The organism is Shimia gijangensis (assembly GCF_900142085.1).
Lineage (GTDB): Bacteria > Pseudomonadota > Alphaproteobacteria > Rhodobacterales > Rhodobacteraceae > Shimia > Shimia gijangensis.
The window spans coordinates 33,134-47,217 of record NZ_FQZQ01000014.1; the positions used below are offsets into that span (position 1 = coordinate 33,134).

Genomic DNA, 14,084 nt, shown 5'->3' on the forward strand with positions numbered 1-14,084 from the left:
CCTTATTCTTTTAGGCCAGAGGACTTGTGAAGCATCCAGTCCACGACAAAGTTTACAGCCACGGTCAGTAAAGCAATCGCACTCGCGGCAAGCAAGGGTGCTGCAGCAACTTGTGGTGCAAAGGCTGCAAAGTTGATGAACTGTGACAGGTCTTTCACCATTGTTCCCCAATCCGCGAGCGGTGGCTGAATACCGACACCCAGGAAGCTGAGCGAGGCAATCGTCAGGAACACAAAGCAGAACCGCAACCCGAATTCGGCCAGCAAAGGCGCCGTCGCATTTGGAAGGATTTCACGGAAGATCAGATACCCCATACCTTCGCCACGTAGTTTTGCGGCTTCGATATAGTCCATCACAACGATGTTAAGACCCACAGCACGTGCCAGACGGAACACACGGGTCGAATCGATCACCGCAATGATGACCACCATATAAACTGTCAGCAGACCTTTTTCTGATCCTGCCCACGCACTGGCGATTGTCATCAGCAACAAGGCAAAAATCAGTGACGGTATTGCCATCAAAACGTCAACCGCACGTGAAATGCCTTGGTCCAGCCAGCCACCGATTGTGGCCGCCAAAAAGCCCAGCGTCGCACCAATCAGGAATGCCAGCATCGTTGTGGCAAAGGCGATACCAACTGTGTTTTGGGCGCCGTAAATCAATCGGCTCAAGATATCCCGGCCAATCTGATCTGTGCCAAGCGGAAAGTCCGGATTACCGCCCATGGCGGGATCACCGCCGGGTACAACATTGGCCGCCGAGAAAATCTCTTCCTGCCCATATGGCGCCAAAGGACCGACAAAAAACATGACTGTGAAAACGAGCAAAGTCGCTCCAACGATCGCAATGATGGATTTCGCTGCGTCCGCGCGGAAATTAACCTGCGCATAGATACACAAAGGTACGCCCAGTGCAGCCAAGACAATAATCGTGGTTGATGCGATCTGTCCGGCAAAAACGGCCAAAAATGCATAGAAGACGATTGTCACGATACCAAAGGCCGCCGTGAGAGGCATCGCGCGGAATAGTTTTCGACTGCCTTCGGAGCCAATGTAGACTCCCGCCAGGCGAAAATAGTAGGCAATGATGCCAAAACCCACGAAGGCTTCGATGGCAACCCGTAAGAAGAAGTACTTGTTCGCGATTGCGGGCTCAGCTGTGCGTGCGGTGTAATAGATTGAAGCAATCCAAAGCAGCAGCGCCGCACCCAGAACATACCCAAAGGCAACACCGTAAGACATATCACGGTAAAACGGAGCGTTTTTGGTCAGTTGCTGACCAGCAAAACGGAAAACCCAACCACCTGCAGCAATGGCAGCGATGACGAGAATTAGTTGCAGCCAAATATTCATTTAGGATGCCTCAGACGTGGGTTGGAAATAATGGACAGGACGTCAGCCGTCAGGTTCAGCAAAATGTAGGCTGCTGCGAAAATCAGGCAGCAGGCCTGAACCACCGGGATGTCGCGAATTTTTACACTGTCCACGAACAACTGGCCGATGCCCGGATAGACGAACACCACCTCGACCACCACCACACCTGTCACCAGGTAGGCCAGGTTCAGAGCAATCACGTTGATGATCGGCGCAAGAGCATTTGGAAGCGCATGCTTCACAATCACTCGCATTGGCGAAAGCCCCTTAAGCCGCGCCATCTCGATATATGGAGAGGCCAGCAAGTTTATGATCGCTGCACGTGTCATGCGCATCATATGCGCGGTCACGACCAGCGTGAGAGTCAAGGCGGGCAGCAGGGATTTCGTAAACCGCTCACTCAGATCCATGCCATCATAAATGTTAGACAACGAAGGCAGGATTGGGTTGAGCACCGCAAGGAACAGGATCAGCACGTAGGCCATGAAGAACTCAGGCGACGAGATTGACGACAAGGTCAAAATGTTTGCGGCCCGGTCGAAAACTGAGTTTCTGTAAAGCGCGGCCAGAATACCCAAAGTGATGGCGATCGGAACCGCGATCATGGCCGTCACGCCTGCTAGGAAGACAGTGTTCTTAAAGCGCGGAGCAATCTGGGTCGCAACCGACTCAAGTCCTGAGCCCGTATCTGTCCCAGCAAAGCTCGCAAAGTTTGCCTGCGCGAAACTATTACCAAGATCACCTTGAAGCGCGGCCGCCAGCCATTGCAAGTATCGCTGAATAGGAGGCTCATTAAGTCCAAGATCTTTTCGGATGGCCTCCACGGCTTCCGGAGTTGCACCCTGTCCCAAAATCAGTTCCGCGAAATCCCCTGGCAGCATGTTGACTGCAGTGAAAATCACAATTGAGACGACGAGCAGCGTCAAGACACCTAGCGCCAGACGCTGCGCAATAATTCTGAATATTGAGGCCAAGTGCCCTCACCTGATGTATATTTTTTGATTGTTTTCAAGTTAGCGGGCCAAGTAAGTCTGTAAACCCTATAAATGCAAAACTTATACCGTCATTTCGTTTTCGGTTAATTTTGGTTTGTTTTTAAGGGATATCCCAAGAATTTGACCCTATCCCGCATCTAGAACTGGAACTATTTCTCGGCAAGTTGGTCCATAATTCGTACAAGTTCCGCGCTAATTCCGGGCTCTGACAGTGCGTGTCCGGCGTTTTGAACGATCTGCATTCGCCCTTTTTCCCACTTTTCAGACAAGTCGTATGCTGAACGTGGTGGGCAAATCATGTCATAGCGACCCTGTACGATTACGCCTGGAATATCTGCAAGACGATCGACCCGGTCCAGAATCTGACCATCGAACTCCAGAAATCCCGCATGGCTGAAATAGTGGTTTTCCAACCTCGAAAATGCCCGTGCATACTCAGCGGGCGGATCTCCGGCTGCGCCGGTTGAGCTGATCGACGCCAAAGCGTTTTCCCAAGCAGCCCAGGCCCGTGCAAATCGAACCTCTGTCGCACGATCACCAGAGAATAATCGCTTATGATATGCTGCGATCAGATCGTGGCGCTCATCATGAGGAACAAGGCCGGCAAAGCGGTCCCATTGTTCTGGCCAGAATTGCCCGGCACCGCCGCCATAAAACCACTTCAATTCGCGTTGCATCATCAAGAAAACGCCGCGAAGAACCAGAAACGCAACACGGGTTGGGTGGGCCTGCGCATAGATCAGGGACAGCGTCGCACCCCAGCTGCCGCCAAACACAATCCACTCATCAATATCCAGCACCTCTCGAATCATCTCCATATCGGCGACAAGATGCCAGGTGGTATTCGCCTCCACTGACGCATGCGGCGTCGATCGTCCGCAACCACGCTGATCAAACAAAATCACCCGATATATACGTGGGTCAAAGTAACGGCGCATCGCAGGGCTGCATCCACCGCCGGGCCCGCCGTGCACGACAACAACAGGCAAACCGTCGGGCCGCCCGGATTGCTCAACATAAGCGCGATGACCATCGCCCACGTCCAACATCCTCTGGTCAAATGGCTCGACCGGAGGGTAAAGATATTGCACTGCGCGCTTTTGGCCCGAGTTTTTGTCCATGTCCGACCTATATAAGTTCAGGCGGCCCAATTGAGCATATGGAGAACACAATGCAAGCCCCTCACAGCACTGTCGACCCTTCTGAAGTCGCAAAATTTGAGGCCATGGCCGCCGAATGGTGGGATCCCAAGGGGAAATTCAAGCCACTTCATATGCTTAACCCGTGCCGGCTGGACTACATCACCTCTCAGATTGCAGCGGAATTTAGCCGTGACCTCAGCACACCACGCCCTTTTCAAGGCCTGCGTCTGCTGGATATCGGTTGTGGTGGCGGATTGCTCAGCGAACCCATGGCCAGGCTTGGCGCAACGGTGATCGGCGCAGACGCTGCTGCCGGGAACATTCCTGTGGCGCAAGTTCACGCGGATCAATCGGGCCTCGATATCGACTATCGCCACACCACTGCCGAAGCGATGGCCGAAGCCGGTGAGCAGTTCGATATCGTTTTGAATATGGAAGTGGTCGAACACGTAGCCGACCCTCTGTCCTTTCTTACGGTATGCCGCGAATTGCTAAAGCCCGGCGGTCTTCATCTTTGCTCAACGATCAATCGCAATCCCAAAAGCTTTGCTGCCGCCATTGTCGGCGCTGAGTACGTGATGAGATGGTTGCCCAAAGGCACGCATGAATGGCACAAATTCATTACCCCGGACGAGCTTTTCGCTTTGCTGGAGCAATCCGGTGTCACGCCTGTCGACCGTAAAGGGTTCGTGTTCAACCCAATCACCTGGCAATGGTCCCTCTCGGATCGGGACCTGAGTGTGAACTATGTCACCGCCAGCACTAAGCCCGCCTAGGCTTCATCCAGCTTTACTCTGAGCTCGCGCAAAATCGGCAGCGCTGCACGCACACGCGCTTCGCCCAGATCTTCGACGACTTCGGTGATCATTGGCGCGATGGATTGCAGCGCCTGATCCCGGGCAGATCGTCCTGCCGGGCTGATCCCGACTATCTTGCGACGGGCGTCGTCCCAATCGGGGCGAATGTGAATGTATCCGGCCGATTCCAGTTTGTGCAGCGTGTTGGTCATGGCGCCACGTGTCACATGAAACGTCTTGGCCAATTGTGCAGGGCTGCGTTCCGCTCCGGCAGGCGCAAGGTGGTTCAACACGGAAAAATGCGACAACTCCATACCCTTGGGCAGAGCTTTGGTCAGCCGGGCGCGGGCCAGTTGGTCGGCCATAAGAATCTCCCCAAACAGGGAAATCGCCAATGCATTATTGTCGCTCATCAGGGTCCGTCAAACTTTCGATCATGGGTCAAGGATGACACCTTACCCCGTGCTTTTGCCACTTCATCAAGGTCAAGATCAACATATGTGATGCCGCAGGCTGTTCCGGCATCTGCCAAAACCTCGCCCCAAGGGGCAATTACCATCGTGTGACCATGGGTTCGACGTGATTTCCCACGGGTTGTCTGGTGTGAACCGGTCTGGGCCGGCGCCAAAACATAACAGCCTGTTTCAATGGCCCGCGATCGTAACAAAACTTCCCAATGGGCATCACCAGTTACGGGCGAAAATGCGGCTGGGATGGTCAGAATATCTGCGCCCGCGTGACCCAGAGCCCGGTAAAGGTGCGGAAACCGCACGTCATAGCAAATTGTCATACCCAATGTGCCAAACGGCGTTTCGGCCACCACAGCCCGGCGTCCAGGCCGGTATCCATCAGATTCCCGATAGGTCTCTTCCGGTGTGACCTGCACGTCAAACATGTGAATCTTATCGTATCGCGCGATGACCTCACCACTTGGGTCGATCAAAAAGGATCGGTTGGCAAACCGCTCATCTTCGTCACCAGTTTTCAGCGCCAAGGAGCCGATCAGCAGCCAAATGCCCAGCGCTTTGGCTTCTGCCTGTAACGCTTGTAGCGTTGGATCGTTTTCTTCCAGATTCAGCACTGCATTTTGATGGCTGCGGCTGGTTGATACGCAGTTTGTCACCTCTGGGGTCAAAACAAACTCTGCACCATTTGCTGCCGCTTCGCGCACCATCACTTGTACGGTTGCAAGATTCTCAACCGGATCATCCGAAGACGTGATTTGCAACAGAGCTGCAAGCATCCTTCAGGCCTCTAGCAAAGGGTCAAGCTTGCCCGCGCGCTCCAGGGCATAAAGCTCATCACATCCACCCACATGGGTTTCGCCGATGAAAATCTGAGGCACTGTACGCCCACCATTGGCGCGCTCGATCATCTCGGGTTTGCGGCCCGGGTTGGTCAGAACGTTGATTTCTGTAAACTCAACACCCTTTTGATTCAAAAGCCGTTTGGCGGCGTGACAAAAGCCACAAAGCGGGCTGGAGTAAATTTCGACCGGTTGCATGGCGCGTTCCCCAAAAAGTTCAGTCTGTTTGTGGGGGATTTAGGCATCCTTTGCAACGCGCGCCAGTGCCAGAACGTTCACTTCTCTGGCGCGCGCCTTGAAACAGGCTTCGGTCGCTGCCGCAAAAGTCGCACCCGACGTCATCACATCATCCACCAAAAGAACCGGCCTCGCAGCCATCTTGTGCATGCGTGACGTATGGGGCCGAATAGCATTTTCCATTTTTTCGAACCTTTCTTCTTGCGTCAGCCCATCCATGCTTCCGCGTTGATGTGGGCGCACCAAAAGGTCAGGACAAAAATCCAGATTCAAATGCCGCGCCAGAGCCTGTGCCAAAAGCGCCGCCTGATTGTATCGCCGCCGTAAAAGCCGCAACCGGTGCAGGGGAATGGGTGCTACGATCATGTTGGGCCGCAGCAAAGGTTTTGCCGCCAACGCTAACCACTTCGCTGCAGGCGAAACCAAATCCTGCCGATCCCCGTGTTTTAGGCCAAGCACCAAACGGCGTGCATTGTCTTTGTAAATCAACGCCGCCCGACCCTGCCCCCATGGACGCGGCGTTTGCATGCAATCATCACACTCAACAGCCTGTCCGTCGTATGGCCCAGGCAGAGGAACACCGCAGGAATCACACACCAAGCCGCCGATCATTGGGGTGTCTCGCCAACACGGACCACACAGGCCAAAATCGCTTTCGACCAGATCCCCACAGCTGATGCAGCGTGCCGGAAAAACAAGCCGTATGGCCGTTTGAATCTTCTCTTTCACCACCCTATGGTCCACCGCATGAAAAACACCCCTCAAATGACTGACCGCAGGGCCCTGATACGCAATCGCACCCGTGCAGATCATGACAAAGGCATGTTCCTTCAAGAGGCCGCTCTTGAAGAAGTTCAGGATCGCCTAACTTTGGTTAACAAGGCGTTTACAAAAGTTGCGATCGTCAGCGCCTTTCCTGATCTTTGGAGGCGGCTTGCTCCTCAGGCTGACATTATTTCCGACGAGGACGTTCTGGAACTTGCGCAGGGCACATATGATCTTGTCGTGCACGCAATGTGCCTGCATTGGGCCAATGATCCGGTCGGGCAAATCATCCAATGTCGCCGCGCATTGAAAGCCGACGGCTTCTTTCTAAGCGTCAGCTTTGGTGGGCAAACCCTACATGAATTGCGGGCGTCATTGGCCGAAGCCGAAGCCAAGATTACGGGTGGGCTGTCGCCCCGCGTTGCTCCAATGGGTGAAATCCGCGATCTGGGCGCGATTCTGCAACGGGCAGGTCTGGCGCTCCCAGTGGCTGACGCCGCGCCCCTAAAAGTGACTTATGAAACCCCTTGGCACTTGATGCGCGACTTGCGCTCCATGGGCGAAGCAAACGCACTTGCCGGACGATTGCGCCGCCCAACCGGCCGTCAGTTATTGATGCGCGCTGTCGATGTCTACATCGATGCCTTTATGGAAGATGGCAGAATCCCAGCGACTTTTGAGCTGATCTTTCTCAGTGGCTGGGCCCCCGATTCGAGCCAACCGCAACCACTTCGCCCAGGATCGGCCACGACGCGTCTGGCAGATGCCTTAGGCGCTGACGAAACGCCGCTCAAGGATTGACAGGAATACCCCGTGCGCTAGGTCACGGACAACCATTCGTATTGTGAGGAAGCCGATGCCGGACGCCAACGCCACCCACTCTGATCACCAACCCGCAAACCACCCCAAGGTGGCACGTGGAAAAACCGGGGTTTTGCTGGCCAATCTTGGCACACCAGACGCCTACACTTATTGGCCGATGCGACGCTATCTAAGCCAGTTTTTGTCCGACAAACGGGTAATCGATTACCCGTCGTGGAAATGGCAGCCCATTTTGCAGGGTATCATCTTGTCCAAGCGCCCTTTCAGCTCTGGTAAAGCCTACGAATCGATTTGGAACCATGACATTGGCGAAAGCCCCTTACTGACCATCACAAAGAATCAGACTGCAAAAATAGCCGACACTATGAATGAGGCTTTTGGCGATCAGATTATGGTGGATTTTTGCATGCGTTACGGGAATCCTTCAACCGAATCCAAAGTTCGGGCCATGGTCGCGGCTGGCTGCGAGCGGGTTTTATTTTTCCCGCTTTATCCGCAGTACGGCGGAGCCACGACAGCCACCGCCAACGACGAGTTTTTCCGCGCCATGATGAAGGAAAAATGGCAGCCTGCTGTGCGAACTGTACCTGCCTACTACGACGATGCGGGATACATCGAGGCGCTTGCCCAGTCGATCGAGCAGGCCTATGGCGCCTTGGAAGCCAAACCTGAAATTCTGGTGGTTTCGTATCATGGAATGCCTGTCCGGTATCTGGAAGAGGGCGACCCCTATCATTGCCATTGTCAGAAAAACACACGATTGCTGAAAGAGCGGATGGGATGGGATGACACCCAAATTATCACAACGTTTCAATCGCAATTCGGACCAGAAGAGTGGCTGCAGCCTTATACTGTGGAAGAGGTTGCTAGACTGGCGCGCGAAGATGGCAAAAAGCGGATCGCGGTGATTGCGCCGGCTTTTTCGGCGGACTGCATCGAAACGCTTGAAGAGATAAACGAAGAAATCAAAGAAAGCTTTGAAGACGCAGGTGGCGAAGAATTCACTTACATTCCATGCCTGAACGATGATGACGCACATATCTTAGCGCTGTCAAACATCATCAAAAATAACCTGAAAGGATGGTTGGGTTAGGTTAACAAAAATAACCGCGAGACCGATTTTCAGTGTGTTTTAGAAAGTGAAAAGGCGAAGCCAATGGCTCCGCCTTTTCTTATTCAAGTAATCAAAAAAGATTACGACGCAGCTGCAGCTACGATAACCAGCAGAAGCAGTGGAACCCAAATAGCAGAGCTCGAAGAGCTTGCAGCGGTTTCAACGATTTCAGGTTCTACAACCGGGTCAGCCATCGAACCAGCAAATGCGGTCGAAGCAGCGGCGGTCAGTGCAGCAGCAAGAACGAGTTTTTTCATAGTATCCTCCAGAAATTTAGCCTGTCGTCGCGGTTGAGAACGACGAAAAGCTCCCAAGACTTACCTCGTAGTACTGTCTAAACAACAAAGTGGGCCGATTGCAAACCCAAGATTGTCGCGACCGAGGTGCGAATTCTAAAATGTCGTCAAATAAGCAACACTTGAGTGCCCACTTTGGCCAACCCGAACAATTCCGAGATATGTTCGTTGTAAAGACCGATGCACCCATTCGACGATCGGCGGCCAATTTTGCGTGTGTCGTGTGTGCCGTGGATGCGGTAATAGGTCCAGCTTAGATAAAGCGCATGAGTCCCAAGCGGATTTTCCGGACCGGGCGGAACGTGATCCGGCCATTCGGGGTTGCGTTTTTTCATTGCCGGGGTCGGTGTCCAGCTCGGACCTTCAACTTTGCGAACAATCTTAGTGCGGCCACGCCGTGTCAGGTCTTCGGTCAAAGGCACCGACGATGGATACAGTTTATATACGGACTGATCGTCAGACCAATAATGCAAGGCCCGTGAAGTCACATCGACCAGAATCGCACCGTTCTTGGTGTTTGAGAAATATGGCCGCCAATCCAGAGCACGGAAGCTCGAGATGTTGCGCACAACACGTTCATCAAGGTCGCGTTCAACTTCAGTGGTCGTAGATTCGGTTTGGGCCAACGCTGGTGTGCTTAAAAAGGCAGCACCCGACGCCAAAAAGGCGCGACGTCCGAAACGGTTACTCTGGTTATCGGCCATGATTATCCTCAGGGTCTGAACAAATTCGTGTTGGCAATACTATTATTGCGAGAATGCCTCAGTCGCAAATCAAACACTTGTCATTTGGCAATCTCACGCTGATGTGGGTTTTCAAGGCAACTAGCTCTGGGGTAGACGGAACGCCAAGGTTAATTGACTGGACGGGCGATGGCGCGATTTCTTGCACTTATTCTGGCAGCCACTTTGGTGGTAGCTGGCTGCGACACCACAAGCACTGGCGGCGCGACCGGCGGCAAACAATATCGAATCTCGTCGCATAGCACGTCGAAAATCCAGTATCGGGTTCTTGATTCTGTGAATGCGCTGCGACAGGCTTCGGGGGCAGTGCCATTACAGATGAATGCGCAACTGAATGCCGCTGCGGCCACACATGCGCGCGACATGTCGATTCAAAACCGCCCATGGCACTTTGGATCGGATGGCTCTTCACCTATCCAGCGGGTTCAAAGGGTAGGTTATCAGGGCCGTTTTCTGGGAGAGGCCATTTCGGAAACCTATGAAACCGAAATGCAAACACTGGAAGCATGGCTGGCCCAGGAAGACACAAAGCGTGTTCTGATGGACCCGGAGGCCCAGGAAATGGGTATCGCCTGGTTCCAGGAGAAAAGCGGGAAAATCTGGTGGACGCTAGTGACTGGCAGCCCAACAGCCGGGCCTCAGGTCCAAGGCTAATTACCGATAGATCGACACCAGCGTCCCCACCTTAATCATCGAATACACATCTTCGATTTCGCTGTTCGTCACGGCCACACAACCAGCCGTCCAGTCTTCGCCGCCCTTGCGGTACTTCCACGGGCGCCCGTGAATAAAGATGTCTCCGCCGGGATCTTTGCCGATTGAACGAGCATAGGCACGGTCCTCGGCATTGGGATAGTCAATTCCGATAGACAGGTGAAACTCGCTATTGGGATTACGGCGGTCGACACGATAATCGCCCTCGGGGGTCCGCCCGTCGCCACGCACAGTTTTGTCACCCTCTGGTGCAAATCCAAGCCCCACATCGTAAGCTTTGAGCACCTCTTCATTGTGCATGAGGTACATCTTGCGGTTTTCTTTATAGATCAGAACGCGGGTTACTTCCGGGCCGTCATAGGTTTTGAACTTGGATGAACAGCCCGCCAACCCCGTCAGCATGACCGCCACAAGCGCTATTCCAATCCACCGCATTGATGTTTCCTCGTACCTGTTAGGCCCGATGTTACCGCGCCTTTGGCAAATCGGATAGCGCTCAGGGCCCGGTCGCGCAATCGTGATCGCGTCAGGTGGCGGAAAAGCGCGCTGCGACCTCGATATGTGACGACCAGCGGAATTGATCTACCGTTTGCACCCAGTCCAGCTTGTATCCCGACGCTAACAATACCGCTGCGTCCCGCGCAAAGGTAACAGGATTACAGGACACAAAGGCAATCACGGGGATCGACGACGCGGCAAGTTCGACCACCTGTGCCTCGGCACCGGCGCGAGGCGGGTCAATCACCGCAAAATCATAATTCAGGTCCTGCGGGATCAACGGATTGCGAAATAGGTCGCGCGTCTCAGTGCTGACTTTTTTCAAACCCTCCGCCTTTCGCCAACCAGCATCCATCGCTGCCAACATTGCTGCATCGAATTCCACGCCATGCATTTCAAAGCGTTCGGCCAACGGTAATGTGAATGTCCCTGATCCGGCAAACAGATCGAGACCTTTCTTTCCATCTGCTCCAACCGCCTCCTCTACAGCCTGCAACAGCGCTGATTCGCCTTCGATTGTGGCCTGCAAAAACGCGCCGGGCGGTGGCACAACATCAGCCTTGCCGAACCGATGCGACGGTGGAGTTCTTGTGGACACAACCTCGTCGTCCCACGACAACCGCGCCAGCTTCAGACGCTCGCTTTCCTGGGCGAGATGGCTTTGCAAGGCTCCGTCCAGTGGTTTGCCCCCTGTGACCGCAATATCCAAACCTGCCGGCGACAAATTTGCGTTGACGCTAAGCTCGCCTTTGCGGCTCCCGCCAACCATTGCGAGGGTCTCGGCGATTTGTAGGGCGGGCATCAGGTCCGGGTGCAACAGCTGACAATCCGGAATCTCGCAAATCACGTCACTGGCACGCATATGAAACCCTGCCATAGCGCCCTTTTTTGTGCGCCGCACTGACAGCACGGCCCGGCGTCGCGATTGCGCAGGCGACGTTACAATCGGACGAATCTCGCTCTCAATTCCTTGCGCCGCAAGCGCGGTGCGCACGACATCCAGCTTCCAATCCGCCACAAAGGCATCGTCAGCGTGCTGCAGCTGACACCCGCCGCAAGTTTTGAAATGCCGACAAGGCGGTTTGACCCGGTTTTCACTGGGGCGTTCAATCCGCATGTCATTCAGGCGGTTGCCATCCAGGGTTCCGCTGACGGTTTCACCGGGCAGCGTCAAAGGCACAAACACAGGGCCAGCTGCAATACCGTCCCCATGATGCCCAAGGCGTTCTATCAAAAATTCACTCATACGCAGCCAATAACCCGTCGCAGAGCGATGGAACAGCCCTTCTATTCCGCAGCTTCATCCGCATTCAAGAAACCACCAGATTGACGCTCCCAGAAACCGGCATATTGCCCGCCCAGCGCCAAAAGCTCAGCGTGGGTACCTTCTTCGACAACATGGCCACCATCCAGCACCAAAATGCGATCCATTTGCGCAATGGTCGATAAGCGGTGCGCGATCGCAATTACCGTCTTGCCCTTCATCATCCCGTACAGAGTTTCCTGAATGACGGCTTCAACCTCCGAGTCCAGCGCACTCGTGGCCTCGTCCAGCAACAGGATTGGCGCATCTTTGAGAATGACGCGCGCCAATGTGATCCGTTGACGCTGACCGCCCGACAGTTTTACGCCGCGCTCACCAACCCGCGCATCATAGCCAGAGCGGCCTTCAGAATCCTGCAAATCAAGAATGAACTCATGCGCCTCGGCCTTTTTCGCAGAGGCAATCATCTCGGCTTCAGTGGCGTCTGGCTTGCCATAAAGAATATTCTCACGAACAGACCGGTGCAAAAGCGAGCTGTCCTGCTGAACCATGCCGATTTTATCACGCAGGCTGTCTTGGCGAACACGAACAATGTCCTGTCCATCAATCAGAATGTGCCCGCCCTCTGGGTCATAGAACCGCAACAGTAACTTAACCAATGTCGACTTACCCGCACCCGAGCGTCCAACCAAACCGATTTTCTCACCCGGTTGAATGGTTATTGATATGGCATCAAGCCCGCCTGCCCCGCGCCCATAATGGTGAGACAAAGACTTCAACTCGACAGCGCCAGAAGTCAGGTTAAGTTCCGGGGCCATTGGATCATCCACCAAGGAAATTGGCTGAGCAATCGTCTCCATGCCTTCAGCCACCACACCGAGCTGGCGAAAAAACGAAGTCAGCGCCCACATGATCCACCCAGTCATGGAATTCAGCCGCAACGTCAGCGCAGTTGCCGCAGCCACAACCCCAACACTGGCCATACCCTGCATCCACAACCAAAATGCCCAGCCCACTACGGCGACAATCAACACCCCGTTCAGCATGACAAGAACCACGTCCATAATCGAATAGATGCGCATTTCTTCCTGAAACGTCTGACGCGAGTATTCGATAGAGCCCTTGGCATAGTCCATCTCGCGATCATCATGCGCAAACAGCTTAACCGAATGGATGTTGGTATAGGCATCCACTACGCGGCCCGTCACCTGCGATCGCGCGTCGGAAGCCTTTTGCGAAGCGGGCCCAACACGCCGCGTCGTCCAGCGGACCAACAGCCCATACAGCACAACCCACCCCAGCATGGGCAACACAAGTCGCGGATCACTTTCCGACAACAGAAAGGCCGCACCAATAAGGTAGGCAATCGAGAACGTCATCGCATCAAACACCTGAAACATCGCCTCGCCCGCTGCGGGTGGGGTCTGCATAATCCGGTTGGCAATGCGCCCGGCAAAGTCATTTTCAAACCAACCCACGGACTGGCGCAGAACATGTTTGTGGGCCCGATACCGGATCAAAGTGCCAAAATTTGGCAGCAACGCATTGTTCAGCAGCAAAACATCCAGAGCCTGAACCGCGGGACGCACAAACAAAATAAACAACGCCATCAGGATCAATTCGGTGCCATAGGTGGCCCAGACTTGGGCTGGTTCACCGGCCAGCAAATCTACAATGCGGCCCATATAGCCGATCAGGAAGATCTCAATTGCCGCCACAACGACCGACATCACAGCCGCCAGCGCAAAGATCTTTTTGAACGGGCGGGCGTACTCAGCCATGAAAGGCCACAACTTGCGAGGCGGCGTATCCAATTCGGGATAGTCGCAATAGGGATCAACGAGGTTTTCAAAAAACTTAAACATGGGGGATAATCCAGAACTGGAAATACAAAATGGACCGGTAAAACCAGTTGGCAAACCGACATGAGGTCAGATGTGGCTCAGGTGTGCCAGATCCCTCGATACATTTTGCACCCTCCTTGTTCGTGGTGTTCGACCAATGTGGTCCAGAGT

16 protein-coding genes are annotated in these 14,084 nt (G+C 54.1%); 4 read left to right on the top strand and 12 right to left on the bottom strand.

All coding sequences use genetic code 11. The annotated features are described in order from the left end of the window. Positions 1 to 2: 2 nt before the first annotated feature. The 3 genes from BUC32_RS12730 to pip form a co-directional block, all read right to left on the bottom strand. Positions 3 to 1,355, bottom strand: a complete 1,353-nt coding sequence (locus BUC32_RS12730; protein WP_139280725.1) for an ABC transporter permease — start codon at positions 1,353 to 1,355, stop codon at positions 3 to 5. Next, positions 1,352 to 2,350, bottom strand: coding sequence for an ABC transporter permease (locus BUC32_RS12735; protein WP_073253357.1), 999 nt, complete (start codon positions 2,348 to 2,350; stop codon positions 1,352 to 1,354). Before BUC32_RS12735 ends, BUC32_RS12730 begins: the two co-directional genes overlap by 4 nt. A gap of 170 nt (positions 2,351 to 2,520) precedes the next feature. After that, positions 2,521 to 3,492, bottom strand: coding sequence for a prolyl aminopeptidase (pip, locus tag BUC32_RS12740; protein ID WP_073253360.1), 972 nt, complete (start codon positions 3,490 to 3,492; stop codon positions 2,521 to 2,523). Positions 3,493 to 3,542: 50 nt separating this feature from the next. Between pip and ubiG the strand changes: the two genes are divergently transcribed. Continuing rightward, a complete protein-coding gene (gene ubiG / locus BUC32_RS12745) occupies positions 3,543 to 4,289 on the top strand; it encodes a bifunctional 2-polyprenyl-6-hydroxyphenol methylase/3-demethylubiquinol 3-O-methyltransferase UbiG (RefSeq protein WP_073253600.1) in 747 nt (248 codons plus the stop codon). Here ubiG and BUC32_RS12750 read toward each other — a convergent pair. From BUC32_RS12750 to BUC32_RS12765, 4 genes are read right to left on the bottom strand one after another with little or no spacing between them, the layout of a single operon-like run. Next, complete coding sequence (locus BUC32_RS12750) at positions 4,286 to 4,723, bottom strand: MarR family winged helix-turn-helix transcriptional regulator (protein ID WP_073253363.1); 438 nt, start codon at positions 4,721 to 4,723, stop codon at positions 4,286 to 4,288. The genes ubiG and BUC32_RS12750 overlap by 4 nt on opposite strands. Further along, positions 4,723 to 5,553, bottom strand: a complete 831-nt coding sequence (locus tag BUC32_RS12755) for a carbon-nitrogen hydrolase family protein (protein WP_073253366.1) — start codon at positions 5,551 to 5,553, stop codon at positions 4,723 to 4,725. The genes BUC32_RS12750 and BUC32_RS12755 overlap by 1 nt, the downstream gene beginning before the upstream one ends. Before the next feature lie 3 nt (positions 5,554 to 5,556). Next, complete coding sequence (gene grxC / locus BUC32_RS12760) at positions 5,557 to 5,814, bottom strand: glutaredoxin 3 (RefSeq protein ID WP_073253369.1); 258 nt, start codon at positions 5,812 to 5,814, stop codon at positions 5,557 to 5,559. A gap of 39 nt (positions 5,815 to 5,853) precedes the next feature. Then, a complete protein-coding gene (locus BUC32_RS12765) occupies positions 5,854 to 6,585 on the bottom strand; it encodes a double zinc ribbon domain-containing protein (protein ID WP_407695249.1) in 732 nt (243 codons plus the stop codon). A gap of 15 nt (positions 6,586 to 6,600) precedes the next feature. On the opposite strand from BUC32_RS12765, the gene BUC32_RS12770 reads away from it, so the two are divergent. Together BUC32_RS12770 and hemH are read left to right on the top strand one after the other, a co-directional pair. After that, positions 6,601 to 7,419 (top strand): methyltransferase domain-containing protein, encoded by an 819-nt coding sequence (locus BUC32_RS12770; protein WP_073253605.1) that lies wholly within the window; start codon positions 6,601 to 6,603, stop codon positions 7,417 to 7,419. A gap of 55 nt (positions 7,420 to 7,474) precedes the next feature. Next, positions 7,475 to 8,533, top strand: a complete 1,059-nt coding sequence (gene hemH, locus BUC32_RS12775) for a ferrochelatase (protein WP_073253372.1) — start codon at positions 7,475 to 7,477, stop codon at positions 8,531 to 8,533. A 101-nt stretch (positions 8,534 to 8,634) separates the two neighbouring features. Here hemH and BUC32_RS20665 read toward each other — a convergent pair whose 3' ends face one another. Next, positions 8,635 to 8,811: a hypothetical protein gene (locus BUC32_RS20665; protein ID WP_175556936.1), complete on the bottom strand. Its 177-nt coding sequence runs from the start codon at positions 8,809 to 8,811 to the stop codon at positions 8,635 to 8,637. Positions 8,812 to 8,957: 146 nt separating this feature from the next. Continuing rightward, positions 8,958 to 9,554 carry a L,D-transpeptidase gene (locus tag BUC32_RS12780; RefSeq protein WP_073253375.1) on the bottom strand — a complete coding sequence of 199 codons (597 nt, stop codon included), beginning with the start codon at positions 9,552 to 9,554 and terminating at the stop codon, positions 8,958 to 8,960. Positions 9,555 to 9,722: 168 nt separating this feature from the next. On the opposite strand from BUC32_RS12780, the gene dalA reads away from it, so the two are divergent. Beyond that, positions 9,723 to 10,247: a divisome-associated lipoprotein DalA gene (gene dalA / locus BUC32_RS12785; RefSeq protein WP_073253378.1), complete on the top strand. Its 525-nt coding sequence runs from the start codon at positions 9,723 to 9,725 to the stop codon at positions 10,245 to 10,247. On the opposite strand, the gene BUC32_RS12790 is transcribed toward dalA, so the two are convergent. The 3 genes from BUC32_RS12790 to BUC32_RS12800 all read right to left on the bottom strand — a co-directional run bounded on the left by BUC32_RS12790 (position 10,248) and on the right by BUC32_RS12800 (position 13,934). Further along, on the bottom strand, positions 10,248 to 10,742 hold the full coding sequence (locus BUC32_RS12790) for a L,D-transpeptidase family protein (RefSeq protein ID WP_073253380.1): 495 nt from the start codon (positions 10,740 to 10,742) through the stop codon (positions 10,248 to 10,250). 91 nt (positions 10,743 to 10,833) lie between these two features. Beyond that, positions 10,834 to 12,051: a class I SAM-dependent RNA methyltransferase gene (locus BUC32_RS12795; protein WP_073253383.1), complete on the bottom strand. Its 1,218-nt coding sequence runs from the start codon at positions 12,049 to 12,051 to the stop codon at positions 10,834 to 10,836. A 41-nt stretch (positions 12,052 to 12,092) separates the two neighbouring features. After that, a complete protein-coding gene (locus tag BUC32_RS12800) occupies positions 12,093 to 13,934 on the bottom strand; it encodes an ABC transporter ATP-binding protein (RefSeq protein ID WP_073253385.1) in 1,842 nt (613 codons plus the stop codon). Positions 13,935 to 14,084 lie beyond the last annotated feature (150 nt).

Coding starts and splice junctions, on each gene's coding strand:
- BUC32_RS12730 (WP_139280725.1), bottom strand. CDS start 1,355: ATGAATATTTGGCTGCAACTAATTCTCGTCATCGCTGCCATTGCTGCA.
- pip (WP_073253360.1), bottom strand. CDS start 3,492: ATGGACAAAAACTCGGGCCAAAAGCGCGCAGTGCAATATCTTTACCCT.
- ubiG (WP_073253600.1), top strand. CDS start 3,543: ATGCAAGCCCCTCACAGCACTGTCGACCCTTCTGAAGTCGCAAAATTT.
- BUC32_RS12750 (WP_073253363.1), bottom strand. CDS start 4,723: ATGAGCGACAATAATGCATTGGCGATTTCCCTGTTTGGGGAGATTCTT.
- BUC32_RS12755 (WP_073253366.1), bottom strand. CDS start 5,553: ATGCTTGCAGCTCTGTTGCAAATCACGTCTTCGGATGATCCGGTTGAG.
- grxC (WP_073253369.1), bottom strand. CDS start 5,814: ATGCAACCGGTCGAAATTTACTCCAGCCCGCTTTGTGGCTTTTGTCAC.
- BUC32_RS12770 (WP_073253605.1), top strand. CDS start 6,601: ATGAAAAACACCCCTCAAATGACTGACCGCAGGGCCCTGATACGCAAT.
- hemH (WP_073253372.1), top strand. CDS start 7,475: ATGCCGGACGCCAACGCCACCCACTCTGATCACCAACCCGCAAACCAC.
- BUC32_RS20665 (WP_175556936.1), bottom strand. CDS start 8,811: ATGAAAAAACTCGTTCTTGCTGCTGCACTGACCGCCGCTGCTTCGACC.
- BUC32_RS12780 (WP_073253375.1), bottom strand. CDS start 9,554: ATGGCCGATAACCAGAGTAACCGTTTCGGACGTCGCGCCTTTTTGGCG.
- dalA (WP_073253378.1), top strand. CDS start 9,723: ATGGCGCGATTTCTTGCACTTATTCTGGCAGCCACTTTGGTGGTAGCT.
- BUC32_RS12790 (WP_073253380.1), bottom strand. CDS start 10,742: ATGCGGTGGATTGGAATAGCGCTTGTGGCGGTCATGCTGACGGGGTTG.
- BUC32_RS12795 (WP_073253383.1), bottom strand. CDS start 12,051: ATGAGTGAATTTTTGATAGAACGCCTTGGGCATCATGGGGACGGTATT.
- BUC32_RS12800 (WP_073253385.1), bottom strand. CDS start 13,934: ATGTTTAAGTTTTTTGAAAACCTCGTTGATCCCTATTGCGACTATCCC.